Genomic DNA, 19,813 nt, shown 5'->3' on the forward strand with positions numbered 1-19,813 from the left:
TTAAGCCCTAGCACGATAGCGATCCGCTTACTGGTCTCCGCTCCCGAGGCGCGTGCCGGCGAGGTCGGTAACGCCGCGTACAAACTCGGCGGCGGACATCCGCTTTTTTCCAGCCGGCTGCACGTCAGTGAGGCGCAAGACCCCGTCGCCAGTTGCTACGTCAATCCCTTGTCGACTTACGCCGATCACCGTACCGGGCGCGACTTTACCCGAAGCAGCCTCTGCACGATCTCCGGTTGCCGTACCTTCTACGATGTCCTCCCGCTTCGCCGACGCCACCTCCCCGCTAGCTTCGCTGACCGCGGGGGTAGCAGTTGTAGTCGCCTGCCCGTCTGTCACCACTTCGCTCGCCCACAGTTTCAGTGACTGCTTCCCCCATGTCGTATATGCGACTGGCCACGGATTTAGACCGCGAATGTGGTTGTAGATCGCCTGAGCTGGTCGCTCCCAGCGAATGCGTTCGTCTTCTCGCCGCACATTGTAAGCAAATGTCGCTTGTGCCTCGTCTTGCGGCACGGCGTCTGCGCGCCCACTGACAATCGCCGGTAGCGTCTGGCGCAGCAGGCTCTGACCTAAATCGCTCAGTTTATCGTGCAATGTGCCTACTGTATCGCTGGCGGCAATCGGCACCGCCTGTTGTGCGATGATGTCTCCAGCGTCGAGCGCTTCTGCCATGTACATGAGCGTAATGCCCGTCTCGCGTTCGCCGTTCATAATCGCCCAATGAATCGGCGCTCCGCCGCGGTACTTCGGTAATAACGAAGCGTGCACATTGACACAACCGAGTGCGGGCATGTCCAAAATCGCCTTAGGCAAAATTTGGCCGAAGGCCGCGGTAACGATGAGATCCGGTTTTAAGGCGCGCAACTTGTCGACGGCGTGTGGCTCGCGAATTTTTTCCGGTTGCCATACGGGTAATCCGAGCGCCTCGGCGGCAACTTTTACCGGGGGCGGGGTAATAACGCGCTTTCTCCCTTTAGGGCGATCGGGTTGGGTGACAACACACCCGATACGGTAGCCGTCCTCGACTAAAGCCGTTAAAGAGGGCACCGCGAAATCCGGGGTGCCCATAAACACGATATTCCACTCTTTCACGACGGTCACTCCTCACTTTGCTCTTCCGGCGCAAACACGCGCTCCGCGATGTCGATATACAACACGCCGTTCAAATGATCGACTTCGTGCTGAAACGCGCGCGCCAAGAAATCTGCGCCGTCGTACGCGACAGGTTCTCCGTGGCGGTTTTGTGCCTTCACTTTCACCGACTGGGCGCGACGCACTTCGCCGACGAGGTTCGGTATGCTCAAGCAACCTTCAGCCCCGATTTGCTCGCCTTTCTTTTCGACGATTGTCGGGTTGACGAGTTCGATCAGCCCTTCACCGGTGTCGACGACGACGACGCGCTTTAAAATGCCGATCTGCGGAGCCGCTAGGCCGACGCCGTTACTGGCGTACATCGTTTCGGCCATATCATCTAACAATTTGTGTAAATTCGCATTAAACTTTGTGACTTCCTTCGCTTTTTCTCGTAACACCGGATCAGGGTGTTTCACAATGAAGCGCACGGCCATCGTTAGTGCCTCCTTACAGCAACACGTGTGGATCGCGGTCGATCGTCACTTTCAGGTCGCTCGCCTTAAACGTCTCCCGCGTCGAGGCGAGTGCCTTAGTCAACGCTGACGCGACCCCAGTATCGTTTTTGTATTTTATCATGGTTTGCATGCGATATCTATCTTTCACGCGAAAAATAGGCGCCCGCACGGGGCCTAGGACTGTGACGTCAGCAGGTAAACGCAGTTTCAACATCGCCGTCATATGGTGGCTCGCCTTCATCGTCAGCGCTTGATCCGCACAGCTAAAATGAACGGCAATAAGTGCACAAAAGGGCGGATACGCCGTCTTTTTCCGCATGAGCGTCTCTTTGCGGTAAAAATTAAGTACTTCATATGTCGCGGCCATTTGAATGCTGTAATGTTCCGGATTGTACGTTTGAATGATGACTTGCCCCGGTACCTCGTGCCGGCCTGCGCGCCCCCCGACTTGCATAAGCAGTTGAAACGTCCGTTCACTCGCGCGAAAGTCTGGTAACCCTAGCGTCGTGTCTGCAGCGATGACGCCCACGAGGGTGACGTTCGGAAAATCTAACCCTTTGGCAATCATTTGCGTCCCTAAGAGCACATCGGCGCGACCCGAGCGAAAGGCACCGAGCAGCTTTTCGTGCGCCCCTTTACCTGTCGTCGTGTCGACATCCATGCGGATGACGCGAATGCCGGGAAACTGTTTGGCCAGTTCTTGCTCGACTTTTTGCGTCCCGGTACCAAAATAGCGGATGTGCGCACTGCCACAGTGCGGACACTCCGTCGGAACCGGCTCCGCATACCCGCAGTAATGGCAACGCAACATACGGTTCGTCTGGTGGTACGTGAGTGAAATGTCACAATGCGGACATTCGACACTCTCACCGCACTGGCGGCACAAGACAAACGTCGAGAAGCCGCGCCGATTCAAAAAAAGCACCGTTTGTTCACCGCGTGCGATGCGCGCTTCGATCGCGGCCGAGAGCTCGCGGCTAAACATCGAGCGGTTGCCAGCGTCGAGTTCGGCGCGTAAGTCAACAACGCTCACTTGTGGCAACGGTCGCCCGTGAACGCGCTCTTCCAGCGCCAAGTAGTGCATGTCCCCTGTTTTTGCGCGGTAAAACGTCTCGAGTGCCGGCGTCGCACTGCCGAGGACGACGGTCGCCCCGTGGTAGCGCGCGCGCTGCCACGCGACGTCTCGCACGTGGTAGCGCGGATTGTCTTCCTGTTTGTACGACGATTCGTGCTCCTCGTCGACGATGATGAGTCCAAGCTGGCGAAAGGGAGCAAAAATAGCGGAACGCGCCCCGATGACGACTTGCACGTCCCCGTGTAGCACTTTGCGCCACTCGTCATAACGCTCCCCAGCAGAGAGGCGGCTGTGCATAATCGCCACCCGCTCGCCGAAGCGCGACTTGAACCGTTCCACCATTTGCGGCGTCAACGAAATTTCTGGGACGAGCACGATCGCTTCACGCCCCAAGCTAAGCGCCGTAGCGATCCCTTGCAAGTACACTTCCGTCTTGCCACTTCCAGTCACACCGTGCAGCAAAAACGTCGCTGGCTCTTTTTTTTTCAACTGGGAGTCGATCGGCGCGAGAGCCGCCTGTTGCGCCTCCGTCAACGGCAACGGCTCGTCCGCACGTATGTCCCGGTCATACGGGTTGCGGTACGACTCGCGCACTTCCGTCTCGAGCGCACCCAATTCTACTAACCGCGTCACCGTACTGCGCGACGCGTTAAGCTGGGCAAGTAGCTTTGGCAGCGGTAGCGGGTCTGGCTGCGCGATAAAAAAGTCGAGCACTTCCCGCTGTTTGTGGGCGCGTGACGACAGCTGCGCGCGCTGTGCCTCTAACGTAGGTACGCGAGCTGGAACAACCCACGTCGTCCGTTCTTTCGTCACGCGATCACGCACTTTTTCCCGCACTTCGAGCCGTCGCTCGGCAATCAGCTGCACGAGTAGCGCCCGCGTCACGCCGGGAATCGCTTCCGCCTTTTTTAACGACAAACCACCGCTTGCCGCAGTTACCGCGTCCAACAACTTCTGTTCTGCTTCCGTCGCCAGTTGTTTGCCAGCGGCGCTCAATTCCTTGCCGGGCAGCAGGATCCGTTCGTATTGCGCCTTCAAGACGGCAGGCATCATCGCCTCAAGCACCGTCACCGTCGGGCAAAAATAGTACGCACTCATCCAACGGGCCAATTGCACGAGCTCTTCGTTGAGAGGCGGCACGAGATCGACGACATCGGCAATTGCGCGCACGTTGGCCACCGCGGGCTCATCGTGCAGGCCGACGACGTACCCTTGTACGAGCCGCCGGCCAAACGGGACGCGCACGCGGCAACCGACCTCGACTTGACTGCGCCATTCGGTAGGAATCGCATAATCGAACGGCCGATCCGTCGACTCTGCCGCAATATCGACGATGACGGCCGCATAGTTCGCGCCGTCACCCATCGAGCATATCCCTAACTTCGTCTAACAGTGCATCGGCGATAGCGGCCTTACTCATGACCGGCAGCGAGGTAACGAGCCCTCCGGCATTGTAGATTGAGACGGCGTTCGTATCCGTCGCAAACCCTACGCCCGGTTTGCTGACGTCGTTGGCGACGATGAGGTCGAGGTTTTTCCGCTTCAGTTTGTCTTGTGCGTGTGTCGCGACATCGTTCGTCTCCGCGGCGAACCCGACGAGTAGTTGCCCCTCTTTCGTCCGCCCGAGCTCTGCCAAAATGTCCGGCGTACGCGCAAACTTCACGGTCAGCTCCCCGTCCTGCTTTTTCAGCTTGTGTTCGGAATACGTCGCCGGGCGGTAATCGGCGACCGCCGCCGCTTTAATGACGACGTCTTGGTCGGGGAAGCGCGCACGCACTTCCCGGTACATGTCCTCTGCCGACGTCACTGGAACGACGGTGACGTCGGCGGGTGGCGCCAGATGTGTCGGGCCGCTCACTAACACGACGTCGGCGCCGCGCTTCGCCGCTTGCTCTGCAATGGCATACCCCATCTTTCCCGACGAACGGTTGGAAAAAAACCTCACCGGGTCGAGCGCCTCAACTGTTGGCCCGGCCGTGACGAGCATACGGCACCCTGTCAAATCGCGCGTGCGCTTAAACATCGTCGCGATCGCCTGCATGATCTCCTCCGGTTCGGCCATGCGCCCCTTACCGACGTACCCGCAAGCGAGCTGGCCTTCTCCCGGTTCGACAAATGCGTAGCCACGCTTTTTTAAGGTGGCCATATTTTGTTGGACGGTTGGATGGGCGTACATGTGCACGTTCATTGCTGGCGCGATGAGTACCTCCGCCCGCGTCGCTAGCATAAGCGACGACAACATATCGTCTGCCAGCCCGTAGGCGAGTTTAGCAATCGTATGCGCTGTTGCCGGCGCGATGACGACGAGGTCGGCGTGATCCGCTAAATCGATGTGCGCGATCACTTCCGGATTTGGTTCGTCAAACACTTCTGTCGTCACTTCGTGCTGTGACAGCGCCTGAAAGGTGAGTGGCGTCACAAATTCAGTCGCGCTGCGCGTCATGACGACACGCACTCTGGCCCCCGATTGGGTCAGTTTACTGCATAAAGCAGCCGCCTTAAAAGCGGCAATGCCGCCTGTTACCCCTAAGACGATCCGTTTCCCCTGCATGGTGTCACCTTCCTAAAAAAATAACAACCTTGAGGAGGTTGTTATTTTTCGGTTTGCTGCTGCTCTTCCCGCGTCACGATGTCGATTTTTCCGGTGGCAATTTCGGCGAGAGCGACGCTCACATACTTTTCCGTTTGCGAACCCTCTGTTTTCTCCCCTTGCTCTTCTTGCAAATACCGCGCCCGTTTGGCAGCCGCAGCAACAAGCGTGTATTTACTGTCCACCTTTTTCATCAGTCGGTCAATCGATGGATACAGCATCATCCGTCATCATCCCCCTAATTATTGATCGAGCAGACGCTCGACGCGACAGTGTTCGGCTTGTACAATCGATAAAATACGGTCACACGCCCGCTCGACCTCGTCGTTGACGACGGCATAATCGTAGCGGTCGATCAAATTCATTTCTTGTTCGGCGACCGACAAGCGCCCGGCCATAACTTCAGTTGTTTCCGTTCCCCGCCCAGATATACGTTGCTGTAACTCTTGCATCGACGGCGGTGCAAGAAAAATAAACACACCGTTCGGAAACTTCCGTTTAATTTGCAGTGCGCCTTGCACCTCAATTTCTAAAATGACATCTTTACCGGCACTGAGCGTTTCTTCTACAAACGCGCGCGGCGTGCCGTAATAGTTACCCATATATTCCGCCCACTCAAGTAGTTCGTCGCCTTCGATCATCGCTTTAAAATCGTCACGGCCTTTAAAGAAGTAGTGGACACCGTCCACTTCATTCGGTCGCGGCTCGCGCGTCGTCGCAGAGATGGAGTAGATGAGATCGGTTTTCCGCTTGCGAAACGCAGCACAGACTGTCCCTTTCCCTACCCCGGACGGACCAGAGAGAACGATAAGCAAGCCAGATTTTGACGTCAATTTTTGCATGTATTTACCTTTCCTATCTACATCTTTTTAAAGGTCATTTATGTATTGTGTTCCTATCGCGCACGTAGCACTATTATAACACGTTCCCGAAGGTACGGAATTGTTTTTTTGCGCCATCTTATAAGCCTGTATCGTTCGCATGGTCTTTGTTCGACAACCGCTGTGCAACAGTTTCCGGTTGAACGGCGGACAAAATCACGTGATCGCTGTCCATAATGATGACAGCGCGCGTCCGCCTGCCGTACGTGGCGTCGATCAACATCCCGCGATCGCGTGCCTCTTGCATGATGCGCTTAATCGGCGCAGATTCCGGGCTAACGATCGAAATGATGCGGTTAGCGGAAACGATATTGCCGAAGCCGATGTTAATGAGACTGATCCCCATCTCCTTACCTCCTGCCTGTGTCGCGTCGCCTCTCACTCAATATTTTGCACTTGTTCGCGTATTTTTTCCAATTCACTTTTCACGTCGACGACAATTTGGCTAATCGCTAGTGCGTTCGCTTTTGAGCCAATCGTATTAATTTCCCGATTCATTTCTTGAACTAAAAAGTCGCATTTCCGGCCGATCGGCTCCGTGGATGAAAGTAGCTGCAACGCGTGTTTACAGTGACTGTCGAGTCGTGTCAACTCTTCGTCAATCGCACACTTTTCCGCAAAGACTGCAGCTTCAGTTAAGAGGCGCGCCTCGTCCAGCTGCACCTCGCGCAAAGACTGTTGCAGTCGCTCACCCATGCGGCGCCGGTACGACTCTACAACGAGCGGTGCGTGCGCCCACATCGTTTGAACCGCGGTGGCGATCCGTTCAATGCGCTTCCTTATGTCTTTGGCCAACTCAACCCCTTCAGTCGCACGCATTTCTTGTAACGCAGTGCACGCTTGCCGCACGTGGTGGATGAGCGCCTCGCGCCAACCTTCGACGTTTACTTCCGCCTCGCGCACAGTTAAGATGTCAGGAACGTGCATTAAGTCAGTGACGCTCAGTTCGCCCGCGAGGGCGAACCGCTCTTGCAATGCACGGGCAGATTTCACGACGCGCGCAGCGAGTTCCCAATCGATGTCAGCTTGCCGCGTGACCGTCGCGTCCGATTCCAGCGTCACAAACACATCGATCCTGCCGCGGTAAAAGCGTTGCTGCACTTCTTTCTTTACCGCCTCTTCTAATAAAAACAACTCACGCGGCATACGTACGGTCACTTCTTGAAATCGGTGGTTGAGTGAGCGAATTTCCACCCGATAAAAGACTCCGCCATCGTACCCCTCGCTGCGACCGTACCCGGTCATACTATTTACCATCTCGATCACATCCGTTACTTTATTTTACTTAAATACGGGCAAGCTTACAAGGGCGGCGGAAAATCCCCGATCAATTACGCCACTTCGCGATCGAGCGAACGCGGCGTGCGGGGGCGGTGGCGTATATTCGGCAATATGCCAGCGATGATCGTCGGAATCGCCGAGGACACTAAAATTAAACTCCATTCGCGCCAGCCGATGTCGGTCGTATTAAAAATAGGTTGCAGCGGTGCATAATACATGACACCTAACATCAATAAAGCGGAAGAAGCGACAGCGACAAGCAAGTATGTGTTTTCAAAAATGTTGCGGTGAAACACCGATATTTCACTGCGACAGTCAAACACGTGCACGAGTTGCGCAACGACGAGGGTTGCGAACGCAACAGTCTGGGCGCGGACGAGGTTCCCCGGATTTTCGTGATACGTCAACCAAAAAGCGCCGAGCGTACAAAGGCCGATCAACGTGCCGCGACTGACAATTTTCCACCCGAGCCCGCGCGCAAACACGTTTTCTCTACTGTCGCGTGGCCGTTTGCGCATCGTATCGCCCTCTTGCGGGTCGACGCCGAGCGCCATCGCCGGCAACCCATCAGTCACTAAATTCACCCACAAAATTTGGATCGGCACGAGCGGCAGCGGCAACGATAACAACATGGCGACAAACATGACTAACATTTCTCCGACGTTACTGCCTAATAAATATCGAATGAACTTGCGGATGTTGTCATAAATGCCCCGCCCTTCTTCCACTGCGGCGACGATCGTCGCGAAGTTGTCATCACTGAGGACAAGCGAAGACGCTTCCTTACTGACGTCGGTTCCGGTAATGCCCATCGCAATGCCGATGTCCGCCGTTTTGATCGCCGGGGCATCGTTCACTCCGTCCCCGGTCATGGCGACGACTTCGCCGCGCGCTTGCAGGGCTTGCACGATTTTTAATTTGTGTTCCGGCGACACGCGGGCGTACACGTAAATGTTGTCGACGTGCTGTGCCAATTGCTCACCCGTCATCCGGTCGAGATCACTGCCGTTCACGACTTGGCCGTGGCGCGGTAAAATGCCGAGCTGCCGCGCGATGGCCACCGCTGTCGTCTGGTGATCCCCGGTAATCATCACTGTCTTAATGCCTGCCTCGTAACACGTCGCAATCGCGTCCCGTACTTCCTCCCGCGGCGGGTCGATCATCCCCATCAGACCGACAAAGACAAGATTTTTTTCCAGTCCGTCTAGTTGCTGTCCCTGTTGCTGTTCACTTTGTGGTCCCTGCCGTTGCCCCCACTGCTGTTCCTTCTGGAGTTGTCCCCCTTGCTGGATCTGCGGCTGTCCCTGCTGCTGTCTCTGTTCCCAGACTTGCTGTTGTTCCTGCTGCAGTCCTTGTTGCTGTCCCTGCGCCCCGTCTGGCAGTCTCCCGTTCACTTCGCGGTATGCAAAGGCGAGATTGCGCAACGCCATCCCGGCAAGCGATTCGTTAGCAGTCAATATTTGCCGCTTCAACTCCGGCGTTAGCGGCCGCACACCGCCATCCCACAACACGTGTGAACAGCGCTCCAAGAGCACGTCGGGCGCACCTTTGGCGTAGACGAACTGTTTGCCCTCACCTGTCTGAAACAAGACAGACATGCGCTTGCGCTCCGAATCAAAGGGAATTTCGGCGATCCGTCGCCACGTTTGCGCAAGCGACCCCGCGTACCATCCCGCCTTCGCCCCGACGACCAACAGCGCACCTTCGGTCGGGTCTCCGTCTACTGACCAGTCACCGGTCTGATTTAATCGTTTCTTTCGAGCTATCCCGCTCGCCGCTGCCTTCACTAACCGCGCATCGTTACAGAGTACGCCAATTTGCAACATACGCCGCAGGTCGGGAAACCGGCGCAAGTCGACTGGACGATTTTTCCACAAAAACTGACCTTCCGTGTCGTACCCTTGCCCGGTGACAGCAAACACTTTTCCACCCGTCCACAACCGCGTGACCGTCATTTTATTTTGCGTGAGCGTCCCCGTTTTGTCCGAACAAATGACACTGGCGCAGCCGAGCGTTTCCACTGACGGCAGCTTGCGCACGATCGCTTTCCGCTTAATCATGCGCTGCACGCCGATCGCCAGCGCTACCGTTACGATCGCCGGCAACCCTTCCGGGATGGCAGCCACCGCCAAACTGACACCCGCGAGAAACATACTATACGAGTCGTGCCCTTGCCAAATACCGACGACGACGACCGCCACGGTCGCTAGCAGAGCAATGACGATAAGCGTTTTTCCGAGTTGCTCCAATTTGCGCTGCAGCGGCGTTTCCATCGCTTGTGCGGAGTCGAGCAAATCGGCGATTTTCCCCATTTCTGTCTGCATGCCCGTATTGACGACAACTGCCACCGCCTTCCCCCCGACGACCATCGTCCCTAAAAAGCCCATATTTCGCCGATCGCCGAGCGGCACTTCCTCCCCGGAAATCGGGCGGTTATGTTTTTCAACCGGCACCGATTCACCGGTAAGTGCCGATTCTTCCACTTTTAAACTGTACACGTCCAAAAAGCGGACGTCGGCTGGGATACGGTCACCGTTCTCAATCGCGACGACGTCTCCCGGAACTAATTCCGCGGCGGGAACGCGCCCCCACTCGCCGCCGCGTAAGACGAGCGCGGTCGGCGACGTCAACTGTTTTAACGCTTGCAGAGACCGCTCCGCGCGAAACTCCTGAAAAAAGCCGAGGAAGGCGTTTAACATCACAATCGCAATGATCGTAATCGCATCCGCATGCTCCCCGAGCAAACCAGAAATGAGCGTCGCGATGAGCAATATGAGCACCATGAAGTCTTTAAACTGGTTGACGAACAACACGAACGGAGAGATGCGCTTCCCCTCAGCGATGCGGTTCTCCCCTACTTCCTCCCGCCGTTTGAGAGCCTCCTTCTGACCTAATCCGCGTGTGAACTGTACATTTAACCCCTGTGCGATGTCCTCTTTCGTAAGTTGGTACCACTCGTGTGAAGGCGCCAAAACGTCTCCCCCTTTGCCGATAAAAAAGTGTTCTCTAAGTTTTATTCAGACAAGCAGGCAAATATCCCCCAACCGCGCAAGTTGGGGGGAGGGTTTAGAAGAAACCTATCCTAAGATAAATTTACATATTCTTACTACCAAGTCTATGTTCTTTTCCTGTAACCTCCAGCGAAAGGAGCCGCTCGATCGCCACCTTTTTATAATCGACCAGTTCCTCAAAGTATCGGAGGTCAACGCGTTCACTTTGCGTGAAGCGGCGGTTCCGCGCCTGCTCAAAATGGGCCTCCAAGTACAGTTCGGCGACGATAAATTTGCGACCATTGCCTTCACTAGCAGCTTGATCTTCCGCCTCCTTTAAAATAGAGAGCAACTGATACACATCGACCATCTGGTCAGCGAGTGGCTTTAAGTGATACGTTAAAATATCTTCCGACTGCCTTCGGAGGAAGTCGACGTTTGCCCGAATATCTTCAAGCGCTTGCTCGAGAACCGGCTTAAACGGCTGCGATAACGGATGCGTAAGCGCCGCAACGTCCTGTTTAACGGTGTCAATAAACACTTCATCCCCATGAAATTTTTGGATGACGCGCCACAGGTCGAGGGCGAGGATGTTAGCGGTCCCTTCCCATACCGTCAGCACTTGTGCGTCGCGCAACAGGCGGGGCGTGACGTATTCTTCGATGTACCCGTTTCCGCCCAACGTTTCAATTGCCTGGTGTGTCAACTGTTTAGACATTTCCCCTGTGCGGTATTTGATGAGCGGAATGAGCACGCGGGCCATACACTTTTCTGCGGCGCTAGCTTCACCACTCTCGACTTTGTCGTAGGTGTGAACCATGTCGAAGGTCGAACCGGTGTTTACTTCCGTTTCGACGAGCATTTCGGTCAACGTCTGCTTCACCATCGCGTATTGGAGAATCGGCCGACCAAAAGCGTTGCGCGCCTTCGCGTAGTGCACCGCTTCATAAAAGGCACGACGCATAATCCCTACAGAGGCGACGGCGTTACAAATGCGCGAAATGTTCAACGCTTCCGCCATGTATTTGAACCCCTGATCTGCTTCACCTATTAAATACCCCTCCGCTTCTTCTAAGATGACCTCTGCGGAGGGTACAGCATTGACCCCTAGTTTCTCTTTCAGGCGGCGGACGTATACGCTGTTACGCGTGCCGTCCGGTTTGACCCAAGGGACGAGAAAAAGGCCGAGGCCTCGCGTGCCAGGCCGATCACGGTTGACGCGGGCGAGCACAGTGGCCACCATCGCCCCTGCGTTACTCGCGAAAAACTTTTCACCCGTCAGCCGATAGACTCCTTCCCCTTTCTCCGGATCGGGGACGGCGACCGTTAGGTTGGCACCGACGTCAGAGCCCCCTTGTCGTTCTGTGAGCCAGGTGGCGCCCTCGTAAAGCGTCGCTTCACCGAGTGCACTCAACCCTGTAAGATATGCTTCTTTCTGCTCAGCAGTCCCGTAACGGTCGACTAAATGAGCTGCCGACATCGTCAAGGTGACGGGACAGTAAAACCCCGGCTCGCTTTCACTTAGTAGATACCCTTGTAAAAAAGAGTACATATAAGGTGCTTTATGACCGAGTTCGGGAATGTCTCGGTAAAGGTAGCCGACGATGCCCGCGCCGTAAACGTCTTTCACCGTTTGCAAATAACCTTCATTTTTGACGATGTGTGAGATGTCCTCGCCGCGGCGATTGTATTTTTGGAGATAGGGCTGACCGTCGCGATCCGTGTAGGCGGCTCGTTCATCGACCGGTCCGGCGACGAGTGCGCCGAAGCGGGTGAGTTCACGGTTCGCCCACTCCAGCATGGAAGCCGGCAAGTACCGCCGCGTCACGTACTGTAAGTTAGGATCTTCTAAGTAAAAGTTTGCCGTTTCCGCTGGACGGGGGATGTTGTCTCCATACTCCCTGCGATCAATCTCCCGTTGGATGTAGCGCATGCTAATCACTCCTTGCATTGTCTTCTTTTAGAATACTTTTTCAAGGCATTTTCCCAATGTCTTCCTTACGCGCGCCTTGATAACGCCCACCCCCTAACGTTTTCCTTCAACAGTAACGGCTTCCTTCAACCGCTGCTTGAGAATTTTTCCACTCGCGTTGCGCGGTAGTTCATCGAACAAAGCAACGACGCGCGGCATTTTGTACTCGGCGATTTTTCCCTGGAGAAAATGACGAATGTCGTGAACCCACGTCGCCAGCTCTCGCGTCGGTGTTCCCGGCTCAGGTACGAGACAAGCTTTAACCGTTTCTCCCCACACGTCGTGAGGCACCCCGACGACGGCTACCTCCCGAATCTCAGGATGGGTGACCAATACATCTTCAACCTCTTTCGGATAAACGTTCACCCCGCCGGAAATGATGACGTCTTTTTTCCGGTCGACAATCCAGAAAAAGCCTTCCTCATCTCGATAAGCTAAATCGCCGGAGTAAACCCATCCATCTCTCACAGTTTGCGCCGTTTCCTGTGGACGGTTAAGGTACCCGAGCATCGTTCCTTCGCCGCGCAGCCGAATCTCGCCAACTTGACCAACGTGGCAACGTTGCCCTCGTTCGTCGACAACCTCAATTTCCGTGAATAAAGCCCCGCGTTTCCCGATGCTCCCCGACTTATGATAATCCCGCTGGTGGAATAGCAGGGTGCCACTAGGCCCAGCTTCCGTCAAACCGTAAACGCAAGCGAGCTTCTCCCGACCAAATCGGTTCGCAATCGCATCGGCTTGCGTTTTTGAAAGCGAGGCACCGCCATAAATCCAATACTTCGCGCTAGAAAGATCGGTTTGCTCGAAGGTAGGCGCTTGCATACTTAACAAATAGGCAACTGGCGCTCCAAAGAAATGAGTGATTCGCTCGCGTTCCGCTAGCCGTAAAAAGTCTGCCGAGGTAAAAGTCGGATGAAAGACGTGTGCCGCCCCAACGATAAAACCAGCGCCAAACATGAGGTGCAAAGGAGCTGAATGGCTAAGGGGCATCATATGCAACAGCCGGCTATCCTCGTTAACGGAAAATTCAACCGCAATCATCGTACCGACCGTTAACACGTTGCGGTGGCTAAAACGCACGCCTTTCGGTCGGCCCGTCGTCCCCGATGTGTAAAGAATGTCCACCTCATCCTCTTCCGTCAACGCATTCGGGTCAAACCACGGGCCTTCACCGGCAACACAGCTTGCCTTCCAGTCCTCTAATCCTTCCCACGCTTGTTCCGCTTGACCCGTTTTGACGTATAAACAGGATGGTAACCGCTTACTTAACGGTGCAACAGAAGGATAGAGCTGTTCGTGGACAATCATTCCTTTAGCTTGGCAGTCTTCGAGGATGTAGGCGACTTCCTCCACGCTAAAGCGCGTGTTGATCGGCACTGCGACTCCTCCGGCGCGGACAATCGCCAAATACAAGATGGCAAAGTCGGGGACGTTTGGCATCATCAAAACAACTTTGTCTCCTCGTGTGATGCCTTTTTGCTGTAAGTGCCCCGCTAAGTGATCCGCCTGTTCATGCCATTGTTTATACGTGAAGCGCTGCTCCCCAAAAACGAGTGCTTCTTTGTCCGGATACTTATTGGCGTTCATGTACAACAGTGTTGAAAGGTTCATACGGGCACCTCCATCGATCCAAATTTGTTTATTCGCGACAGTGTTTCAAGGCGTCTTTGTTTGCACACGACGTTTTGTTGAACTCGCTCATTTCTTACTTAATAAAATGATAGTATAACGGGCGCTCGCTTCTTTTGATTGGAGTACGCGATTTGGGTGCGATATGCTATTCCTCCCCTGTCTCTTCCGCCTCCTCGTGCGTGACGCCATTTTGTGACTCCAAAGTAGCCAATCCTTCTAACTTTTCTTCAAAACGGGTCTTATACTCTACGATTTCATCCCGAAGCTGGACGAGCTCTGCGATGCGCGCATTTAACTCGCCAATTTTTTCTTCCCCGTATTGGATCGTTCGCTCCAGTTGTTTACGTCCCGTGCGATCCTCGTCGAACAACGCGATCATTTCTTTAATCTCGTGTAACGAAAAGCCGAGACGTTTCCCACGCAAGATCAGCTTTAGACGGGCGCGGTCACTTCGGGTGAAGTATCTTGTCCCTTTGCCGCTGCGCCGTGGATGAATAAGTTCAACTTCTTCGTAATAACGGATTGTCCGGGTGCTGATATCTAGTTCTTGTGCCAGCTCCGAAATAGTAAAGGTCGATGTATCGTTGGAGCGCGTCATCCCCTTCCATCTCCTCTTGCCTTTGATTGATACCACTTTATCATTAATTTATGTTAACGTCAACGTTAAATATCAATTAATTAGGATGTTTCTATACATACAAATGCCTACACTTGAACAGGATCAACGACGATCAACTAGGATCGTACAAGAGTAACTATAAAAAAAAGGGGCTTACGCCCCTCCTGTTAAACTAATAATAAAGTGGTTCATTGGCCTTATTTATTCTATACTCTGCAACGAGTTCCTTAAACGGTGATTCTTCCAAATACGGTTGGAACAAAGGAAGCCGTAAATAGTCATCCTCCATATCGCCCAGTTGGACCGCTATTTTAAGGTTTTCGTAAAGCAGGTGTTTAATTGCCTCCGCATCTAATCCTTCCGCCTCTTTCGTATCGGCATTCAATTCGCTGCATGTGTCAATGGCGGTGGACCCGCCGGGTGCCCCCGACCGAACTGCCGCAATCTCGTTTAACTGTATTTCCCCTCGGTCACCTAGACATCGTTCGTCCTCTCGGTCAAGCTCGATCGCCCGATTCATGTCCTTAATTGCGTGTGCGTAATCTTGCATATGAAGATAGAGACAGGCGCGGGTATTGAAAAAAAAGGGATCGTCTCTCAAAATATGCATCGCCCGGTTAATGTCTGCCAGCGCGGCATCGTATCGTTGCAAACGTATGTACGTTAGCGCGCGACTATGAAGGGCTCCGAAATCTCTGTCGTCTAACTCGAGTTCCTCAGAAAAGCTTACCAACGCCTGTTCATCCTGACCGATCTCCGCCAACATTTCCCCTTGCTCCATATACAAATAACGGGGGTAATCATCTAAAAAAATCGCCCGGTCAATATAAGCTAATGCCGTCGGATACATCCCTAACTCCCGATAAGTCAAGGCCATATAATAATTAGCAAATTCCCACTGCGGATTAAGCGCTTCAGCCTTCTCGATATCTACTAGGGCTCGCTCGTAATCTTTTAAATACATGTGCGTGATACCCCGCTGCAAAAAAGCTTCCCGATAATTCGGACGCTGTTTAAGTGCCTCGCTAAACGCATTGAGCGCTGCTTCGTAATTTCCATTTTCTTGGTGTTCTATTCCCTCCAAATAAGATTTCTCGTGTTCAACCGGCTTCTCTCGATCGTTACGATCCACACGTAGGTACAGTTTTTTAGATACGATGACTCCTATCCCAATTACGAGTGCGTACACTGAGAAAAATAACTGACTAGAGAGCAAAGGGAAAAATGAATACACCTTATATGCTACGGTAGGGAATAGTTCAACAGCTGTCATTGCCATTTCGATACCTATTACTGGAAGAAACCATTTTTCCTTCGTCCCCTTATACGCCCAAACAAACACCCAACCTAACAAGGCATGAAGAAGCGCTGCCCACTCGGGAAGATTTTTTTGCATGAAGACTGACAACATCAAACAAGCCATAGCGGCAAATGTACGATCCTTCTCACTTATATTAGACGCAAAAAAGATAAGACCAAACAAAATAGGAATGGATAACAATTGATTTAATTCGTAGATCATTTCCTCACTCCCGATCTTTTGATAAATCTTTTGATAAGGCATTTGATAAGTCATTAAAGCGGGCATTCGTTATCGCTATACTGTACGTTTATTGTATCTTATTTTCCGTATATTCGGTAACCAATTCCTTGAACGGAGACTCCCCTAAGTACGTTTGGTATAAGGGGAATTGTAAATAGTACTCGAGTCCATTGTCCAATTTGAGCGCGATCTTAAGGTTTTGGTAAAGTAGGTGTTTTAACGTTTCCGTGTCTGCAACTTCTACCGATTTCATTTCGTCACAAGGTTCGTCTGCTGCGTCGATTTCGGTGTTTAGGCTACTTGTATTCATCACATCGGTAGCAATTTTGCCCAGCTGTATCTCCTGCTGGTCACCCAATTGTCGCTTACCGGCGTGATCGATCTGTATGGCTCGGTTCATGTCTGCCACCGCATGCTCGTAATCGTGCATATGAAGGTATAGACACCCCCGGTCGTTGAATAGTAACGCATCATCTTCCGTAAGTTGAAGTGCGCGATTAAAGTCTTTCAATGCATCTTCATATCGTTGCAAGCACGTATAGGCAAGTGCACGGTTACATAAGTAATAGTAATTACTGTCGTCGAGGGCAATCGCCGCACGATAGTCTGCAAGTGACTTCTCGAAATCACCCATTACGCAAAGTAAAACAGCGCGATTATGGTAATAGTCCCCTCTATCCGCGTTTAATTGAATGGCCTGATCATAATCGGCAAGTGCATTAATGTAATCCTTCATTTCTTCACGGTCAATGGCACGATAAAAATAGGATAAGTCATCGTCAGGCGATAATGAAATGGCTTTCGTGTAATCGGCAATTTCTTTTGATGATTACCTCAAATTTGAATAATCGTTAGCCCGAGCAAAATAGTACGGGCTGTATTCCGGATCAATCGCAATTGCTGCACTAAAATCTTCTATTGCTTTACTGTAATCGCCCATGTCGTAATATGTATACCCCCGATTTGCATACACTGTATCGTCCTTCGGATCGATGTCAATCGCTCGACTGTAATCTCCCAATGCCTCCTTCCACTTCTCCCGGCTTTGGTATATTTCTCCGCGACTGATATAAGCAGGGACATGCTCCCCATTTAACTCAATCGCCCTTGAAAAGCTTGCCAGCGCCTCCTCTTCCTGTTCCGATTCCTCATAAATAAAGCCTCGCTCGCAGTAGAAATCGCTATCATTGGGATCCAAAAAAATGGCTCGATCAATATAAGCTAATGCCGTCGGATACATCTCCAATTTTCGGTACGTAACTGCCAAGTAATAATTGGCTAAACCCCATTCTGGTTTTAACTCCTCCGCCTGTTCATAGTCCTTTAACGCCCGATCGTCATCATTTAAAAGAAGGTACGCCGTCCCTCGCTGTAAAATACCTTCAGGAAAATCCGGATGAATGTTTAGCGACCCGTTAAATGCGTCGATCGCTTCTTTGTAGTCCCCGTTTTCGAGATGTTCTACCCCCTTCCTATAAAACTTATTTCTTTTGTTACTCATGTACTGATACATTTTCCGTCCAAAATAGCTTTTTCTATAAGATAAACCGCTGCCATGCCGTCCCATCAGCTTATGTAAACATAAAACAATGACGAGTGTATAAGTAAAGTTAATAGCAATGAATGAGAGCCGGAATTGAACCGTCCCCGGGGGGCCATGGCATAAGTGACATCACCTTGAAAAATGCGTCAGGAAATAATTGTAAAACCTCATGCGCATAAGCGAGAATTTGTACACAGATTAAAGGAAGCCACCACTTTTCTTTTGTTATTACGTACGACCAAACAAACACCCCGCCAATCAACGCGTGAAGTAGGACAGACCAATCCGGTACTAAAATCAGAATTAAAAATAACGATACGACCACCAGGAGGGACTGTAGCATCGGTCCCTTTAGTACTAAATTCAAGTAAACTAAATATAATACTGTCAAGACAATAACGATGTCAAACATATGTGCCAATAAAAAAGTCATTCACTCACTCCCCTTCACAATAATACTTATCACATAAAAGTCGTTCGTTATAAGTGCAGCACACGACTACTAATCGCGAACGTCCCGGCATACGGGATAAACCGTTAACTATTCATCTTTTTGACGCTCCTTCCCCTCCCAATACGCCGCAACAAGTTCCTTAAACGGCGCTTCCTTCATATACGGTTGGAATAAAGAGAATTTCTCAAAGTCATCTACCGCATAATCCAGTTTGACGGCTATTTTCAAATTCTCGTAAAGCAGTTGTTTAATCCCCTCCTCAGAGTCGACATTAATGGTACCTGGTTCACCGTTGCCTAATTGGATCTCCTCCTGTTCGCCAAGTTCCCGAAATCCCTCGTGATCGATCCGGATCGCCTCATTCATGTCTTCTACGGCACTTTCATATTTTTGCATATGAAGGTGCAAACAAGCCCGCGTGTTATACAGCGCTGCATTGCTCTTCTCGCTTTCGATCGCTCGGTTTAGGTCTTCTAAGGCGCTTGTGTACTCGTCGAGAAGCATATAAGCAATCCCCCGATGGAAATAGCACTCATATGCTTGACGCAACTCAATGGCTCGGTTATAGTCCTCAATTGCTTTTGGAACATGATCACTTACTTGATAAACATTTCCCCGCATAAAGTAGTAAACACTATTATTAGGATCTAAACTGATGGCCTTACTATAATTCGCAATCGCAAGATCATACTTTTTCAGACCGTAAAATATATCCCCCTTTTTTTTGTAAGCATGCTCATACTGTTCATCTAGCTCGGTAACTTTTGTGTAATCTTTGAGTGCTCTTTCTTCGTGTCCAATTGATTCTAAAATTCGAGCGCGTTCACAACGATAAGTAGTGTCCTCAGGTTCTAATAACACCGCTTGATTAATACATGGCAAAGCACTATGGGGTCCCCCCATGTTATGATAAGCATATGCCATGCAATAATAGATGAACGCATTATTGGGGTCTAGCTTCTTAGCTTGTTCGTAATCATCGAACGCTGGGAAGGGTCTTCCGGTTGCAAAATAAGCTCTTCCCCTCTCGAGGTATAGTTCAGCATTCTCATCGTTTAGTTGTATTGCTCTATTAAACAATCGGATCGCCTTGCCATAATTATGTTCCCACTTCTGTTCCATTGCCCGCCGATCGTACCATCGTACGATCCAGTCATCTTCTGCTTGTGTCTTTCCAGAAACCGTTCTATTGAGAATAACAGTCAAACTGCTACCGAATACTATCACATAAAGTCCAGTAAGCAATGAGTGAACAGGGTCTTCATAAATGATCTCTGGAAGCCATGGAAATCGCCCCGGAAAATTCAACAAAAAGGCAGGGAGCTGGAAAATGGTTAAGATAAGCCACCATTTACTTTTCGTAAGCACACATAATGAAAAGAACAATACGACGAGCAAACCGTGCATTAAGGTAGTTAGAGACGGTACATAAGTTGCTACAAAAACAAAAAACAACGCCAAGGACACCCACAAAAAGTTGGGGTGCCGGTATTTTATGAACAAATAGGATAGCCATACGATGACGGGTAAGATTAAAAGGATCCAATTATCTTTTATCCAAATTTCCATCGTTAAATCCTCCTTTGAATCAGAAAAGCTAGGCATAGTATAATGCTAGCTTCTCTGATTTCGATTAACGAA

At 51.7% G+C, this 19,813-nt stretch carries 16 protein-coding genes; all 16 read right to left on the minus strand.

What is annotated here, in order from left to right; translation table 11 throughout:
* Positions 1–27: 27 nt before the first annotated feature.
* Positions 28–1,071: a methionyl-tRNA formyltransferase gene (gene fmt / locus BN1247_RS08150; RefSeq protein ID WP_054951566.1), complete on the minus strand. Its 1,044-nt coding sequence runs from the start codon at positions 1,069–1,071 to the stop codon at positions 28–30.
* A gap of 29 nt (positions 1,072–1,100) precedes the next feature.
* Positions 1,101–1,571, minus strand: a complete 471-nt coding sequence (gene def / locus BN1247_RS08155) for a peptide deformylase (protein ID WP_054949941.1) — start codon at positions 1,569–1,571, stop codon at positions 1,101–1,103.
* 13 nt (positions 1,572–1,584) lie between these two features.
* Positions 1,585–4,032, minus strand: coding sequence for a primosomal protein N' (priA, locus tag BN1247_RS08160; protein WP_054949942.1), 2,448 nt, complete (start codon positions 4,030–4,032; stop codon positions 1,585–1,587).
* Complete coding sequence (coaBC, locus tag BN1247_RS08165) at positions 4,025–5,218, minus strand: bifunctional phosphopantothenoylcysteine decarboxylase/phosphopantothenate--cysteine ligase CoaBC (protein ID WP_054949943.1); 1,194 nt, start codon at positions 5,216–5,218, stop codon at positions 4,025–4,027. The genes priA and coaBC overlap by 8 nt, the downstream gene beginning before the upstream one ends.
* Positions 5,219–5,259: 41 nt before the next feature.
* A complete protein-coding gene (rpoZ, locus tag BN1247_RS08170; protein ID WP_054951567.1) occupies positions 5,260–5,478 on the minus strand; it encodes a DNA-directed RNA polymerase subunit omega in 219 nt (72 codons plus the stop codon).
* Between the two features lie 21 nt (positions 5,479–5,499).
* Positions 5,500–6,099, minus strand: a complete 600-nt coding sequence (gmk, locus tag BN1247_RS08175) for a guanylate kinase (protein ID WP_054949944.1) — start codon at positions 6,097–6,099, stop codon at positions 5,500–5,502.
* 118 nt (positions 6,100–6,217) lie between these two features.
* Positions 6,218–6,484 (minus strand): extracellular matrix/biofilm regulator RemA, encoded by a 267-nt coding sequence (remA, locus tag BN1247_RS08180; RefSeq protein ID WP_054949945.1) that lies wholly within the window; start codon positions 6,482–6,484, stop codon positions 6,218–6,220.
* Positions 6,485–6,516: 32 nt separating this feature from the next.
* Positions 6,517–7,395: a YicC/YloC family endoribonuclease gene (locus BN1247_RS08185; protein ID WP_074011093.1), complete on the minus strand. Its 879-nt coding sequence runs from the start codon at positions 7,393–7,395 to the stop codon at positions 6,517–6,519.
* 74 nt (positions 7,396–7,469) lie between these two features.
* Complete coding sequence (locus tag BN1247_RS18150) at positions 7,470–10,391, minus strand: cation-translocating P-type ATPase (RefSeq protein ID WP_054949947.1); 2,922 nt, start codon at positions 10,389–10,391, stop codon at positions 7,470–7,472.
* Positions 10,392–10,512: 121 nt separating this feature from the next.
* Positions 10,513–12,342 carry an acyl-CoA dehydrogenase family protein gene (locus tag BN1247_RS08195; RefSeq protein ID WP_054949948.1) on the minus strand — a complete coding sequence of 610 codons (1,830 nt, stop codon included), beginning with the start codon at positions 12,340–12,342 and terminating at the stop codon, positions 10,513–10,515.
* Between the two features lie 93 nt (positions 12,343–12,435).
* A complete protein-coding gene (locus tag BN1247_RS08200) occupies positions 12,436–13,992 on the minus strand; it encodes a class I adenylate-forming enzyme family protein (protein ID WP_054949949.1) in 1,557 nt (518 codons plus the stop codon).
* Between the two features lie 166 nt (positions 13,993–14,158).
* Entirely contained in the window at positions 14,159–14,611 is a 453-nt protein-coding gene (locus BN1247_RS08205; protein ID WP_054949950.1) for a MerR family transcriptional regulator, read from the minus strand.
* Positions 14,612–14,804: 193 nt separating this feature from the next.
* Complete coding sequence (locus BN1247_RS08210; RefSeq protein ID WP_187119750.1) at positions 14,805–16,208, minus strand: tetratricopeptide repeat protein; 1,404 nt, start codon at positions 16,206–16,208, stop codon at positions 14,805–14,807.
* 34 nt (positions 16,209–16,242) lie between these two features.
* A complete protein-coding gene (locus BN1247_RS08215; RefSeq protein ID WP_187119751.1) occupies positions 16,243–16,809 on the minus strand; it encodes a tetratricopeptide repeat protein in 567 nt (188 codons plus the stop codon).
* Between the two features lie 195 nt (positions 16,810–17,004).
* Complete coding sequence (locus BN1247_RS08220; RefSeq protein ID WP_187119752.1) at positions 17,005–17,676, minus strand: tetratricopeptide repeat protein; 672 nt, start codon at positions 17,674–17,676, stop codon at positions 17,005–17,007.
* 583 nt (positions 17,677–18,259) lie between these two features.
* Positions 18,260–19,741, minus strand: coding sequence for a tetratricopeptide repeat protein (locus BN1247_RS08230; protein ID WP_054949955.1), 1,482 nt, complete (start codon positions 19,739–19,741; stop codon positions 18,260–18,262).
* Positions 19,742–19,813 lie beyond the last annotated feature (72 nt).

It is taken from the genome of Numidum massiliense, assembly GCF_001375555.1.
In the GTDB taxonomy this organism is placed as follows: Bacteria; Bacillota; Bacilli; order Thermoactinomycetales; family Novibacillaceae; genus Numidum; species Numidum massiliense.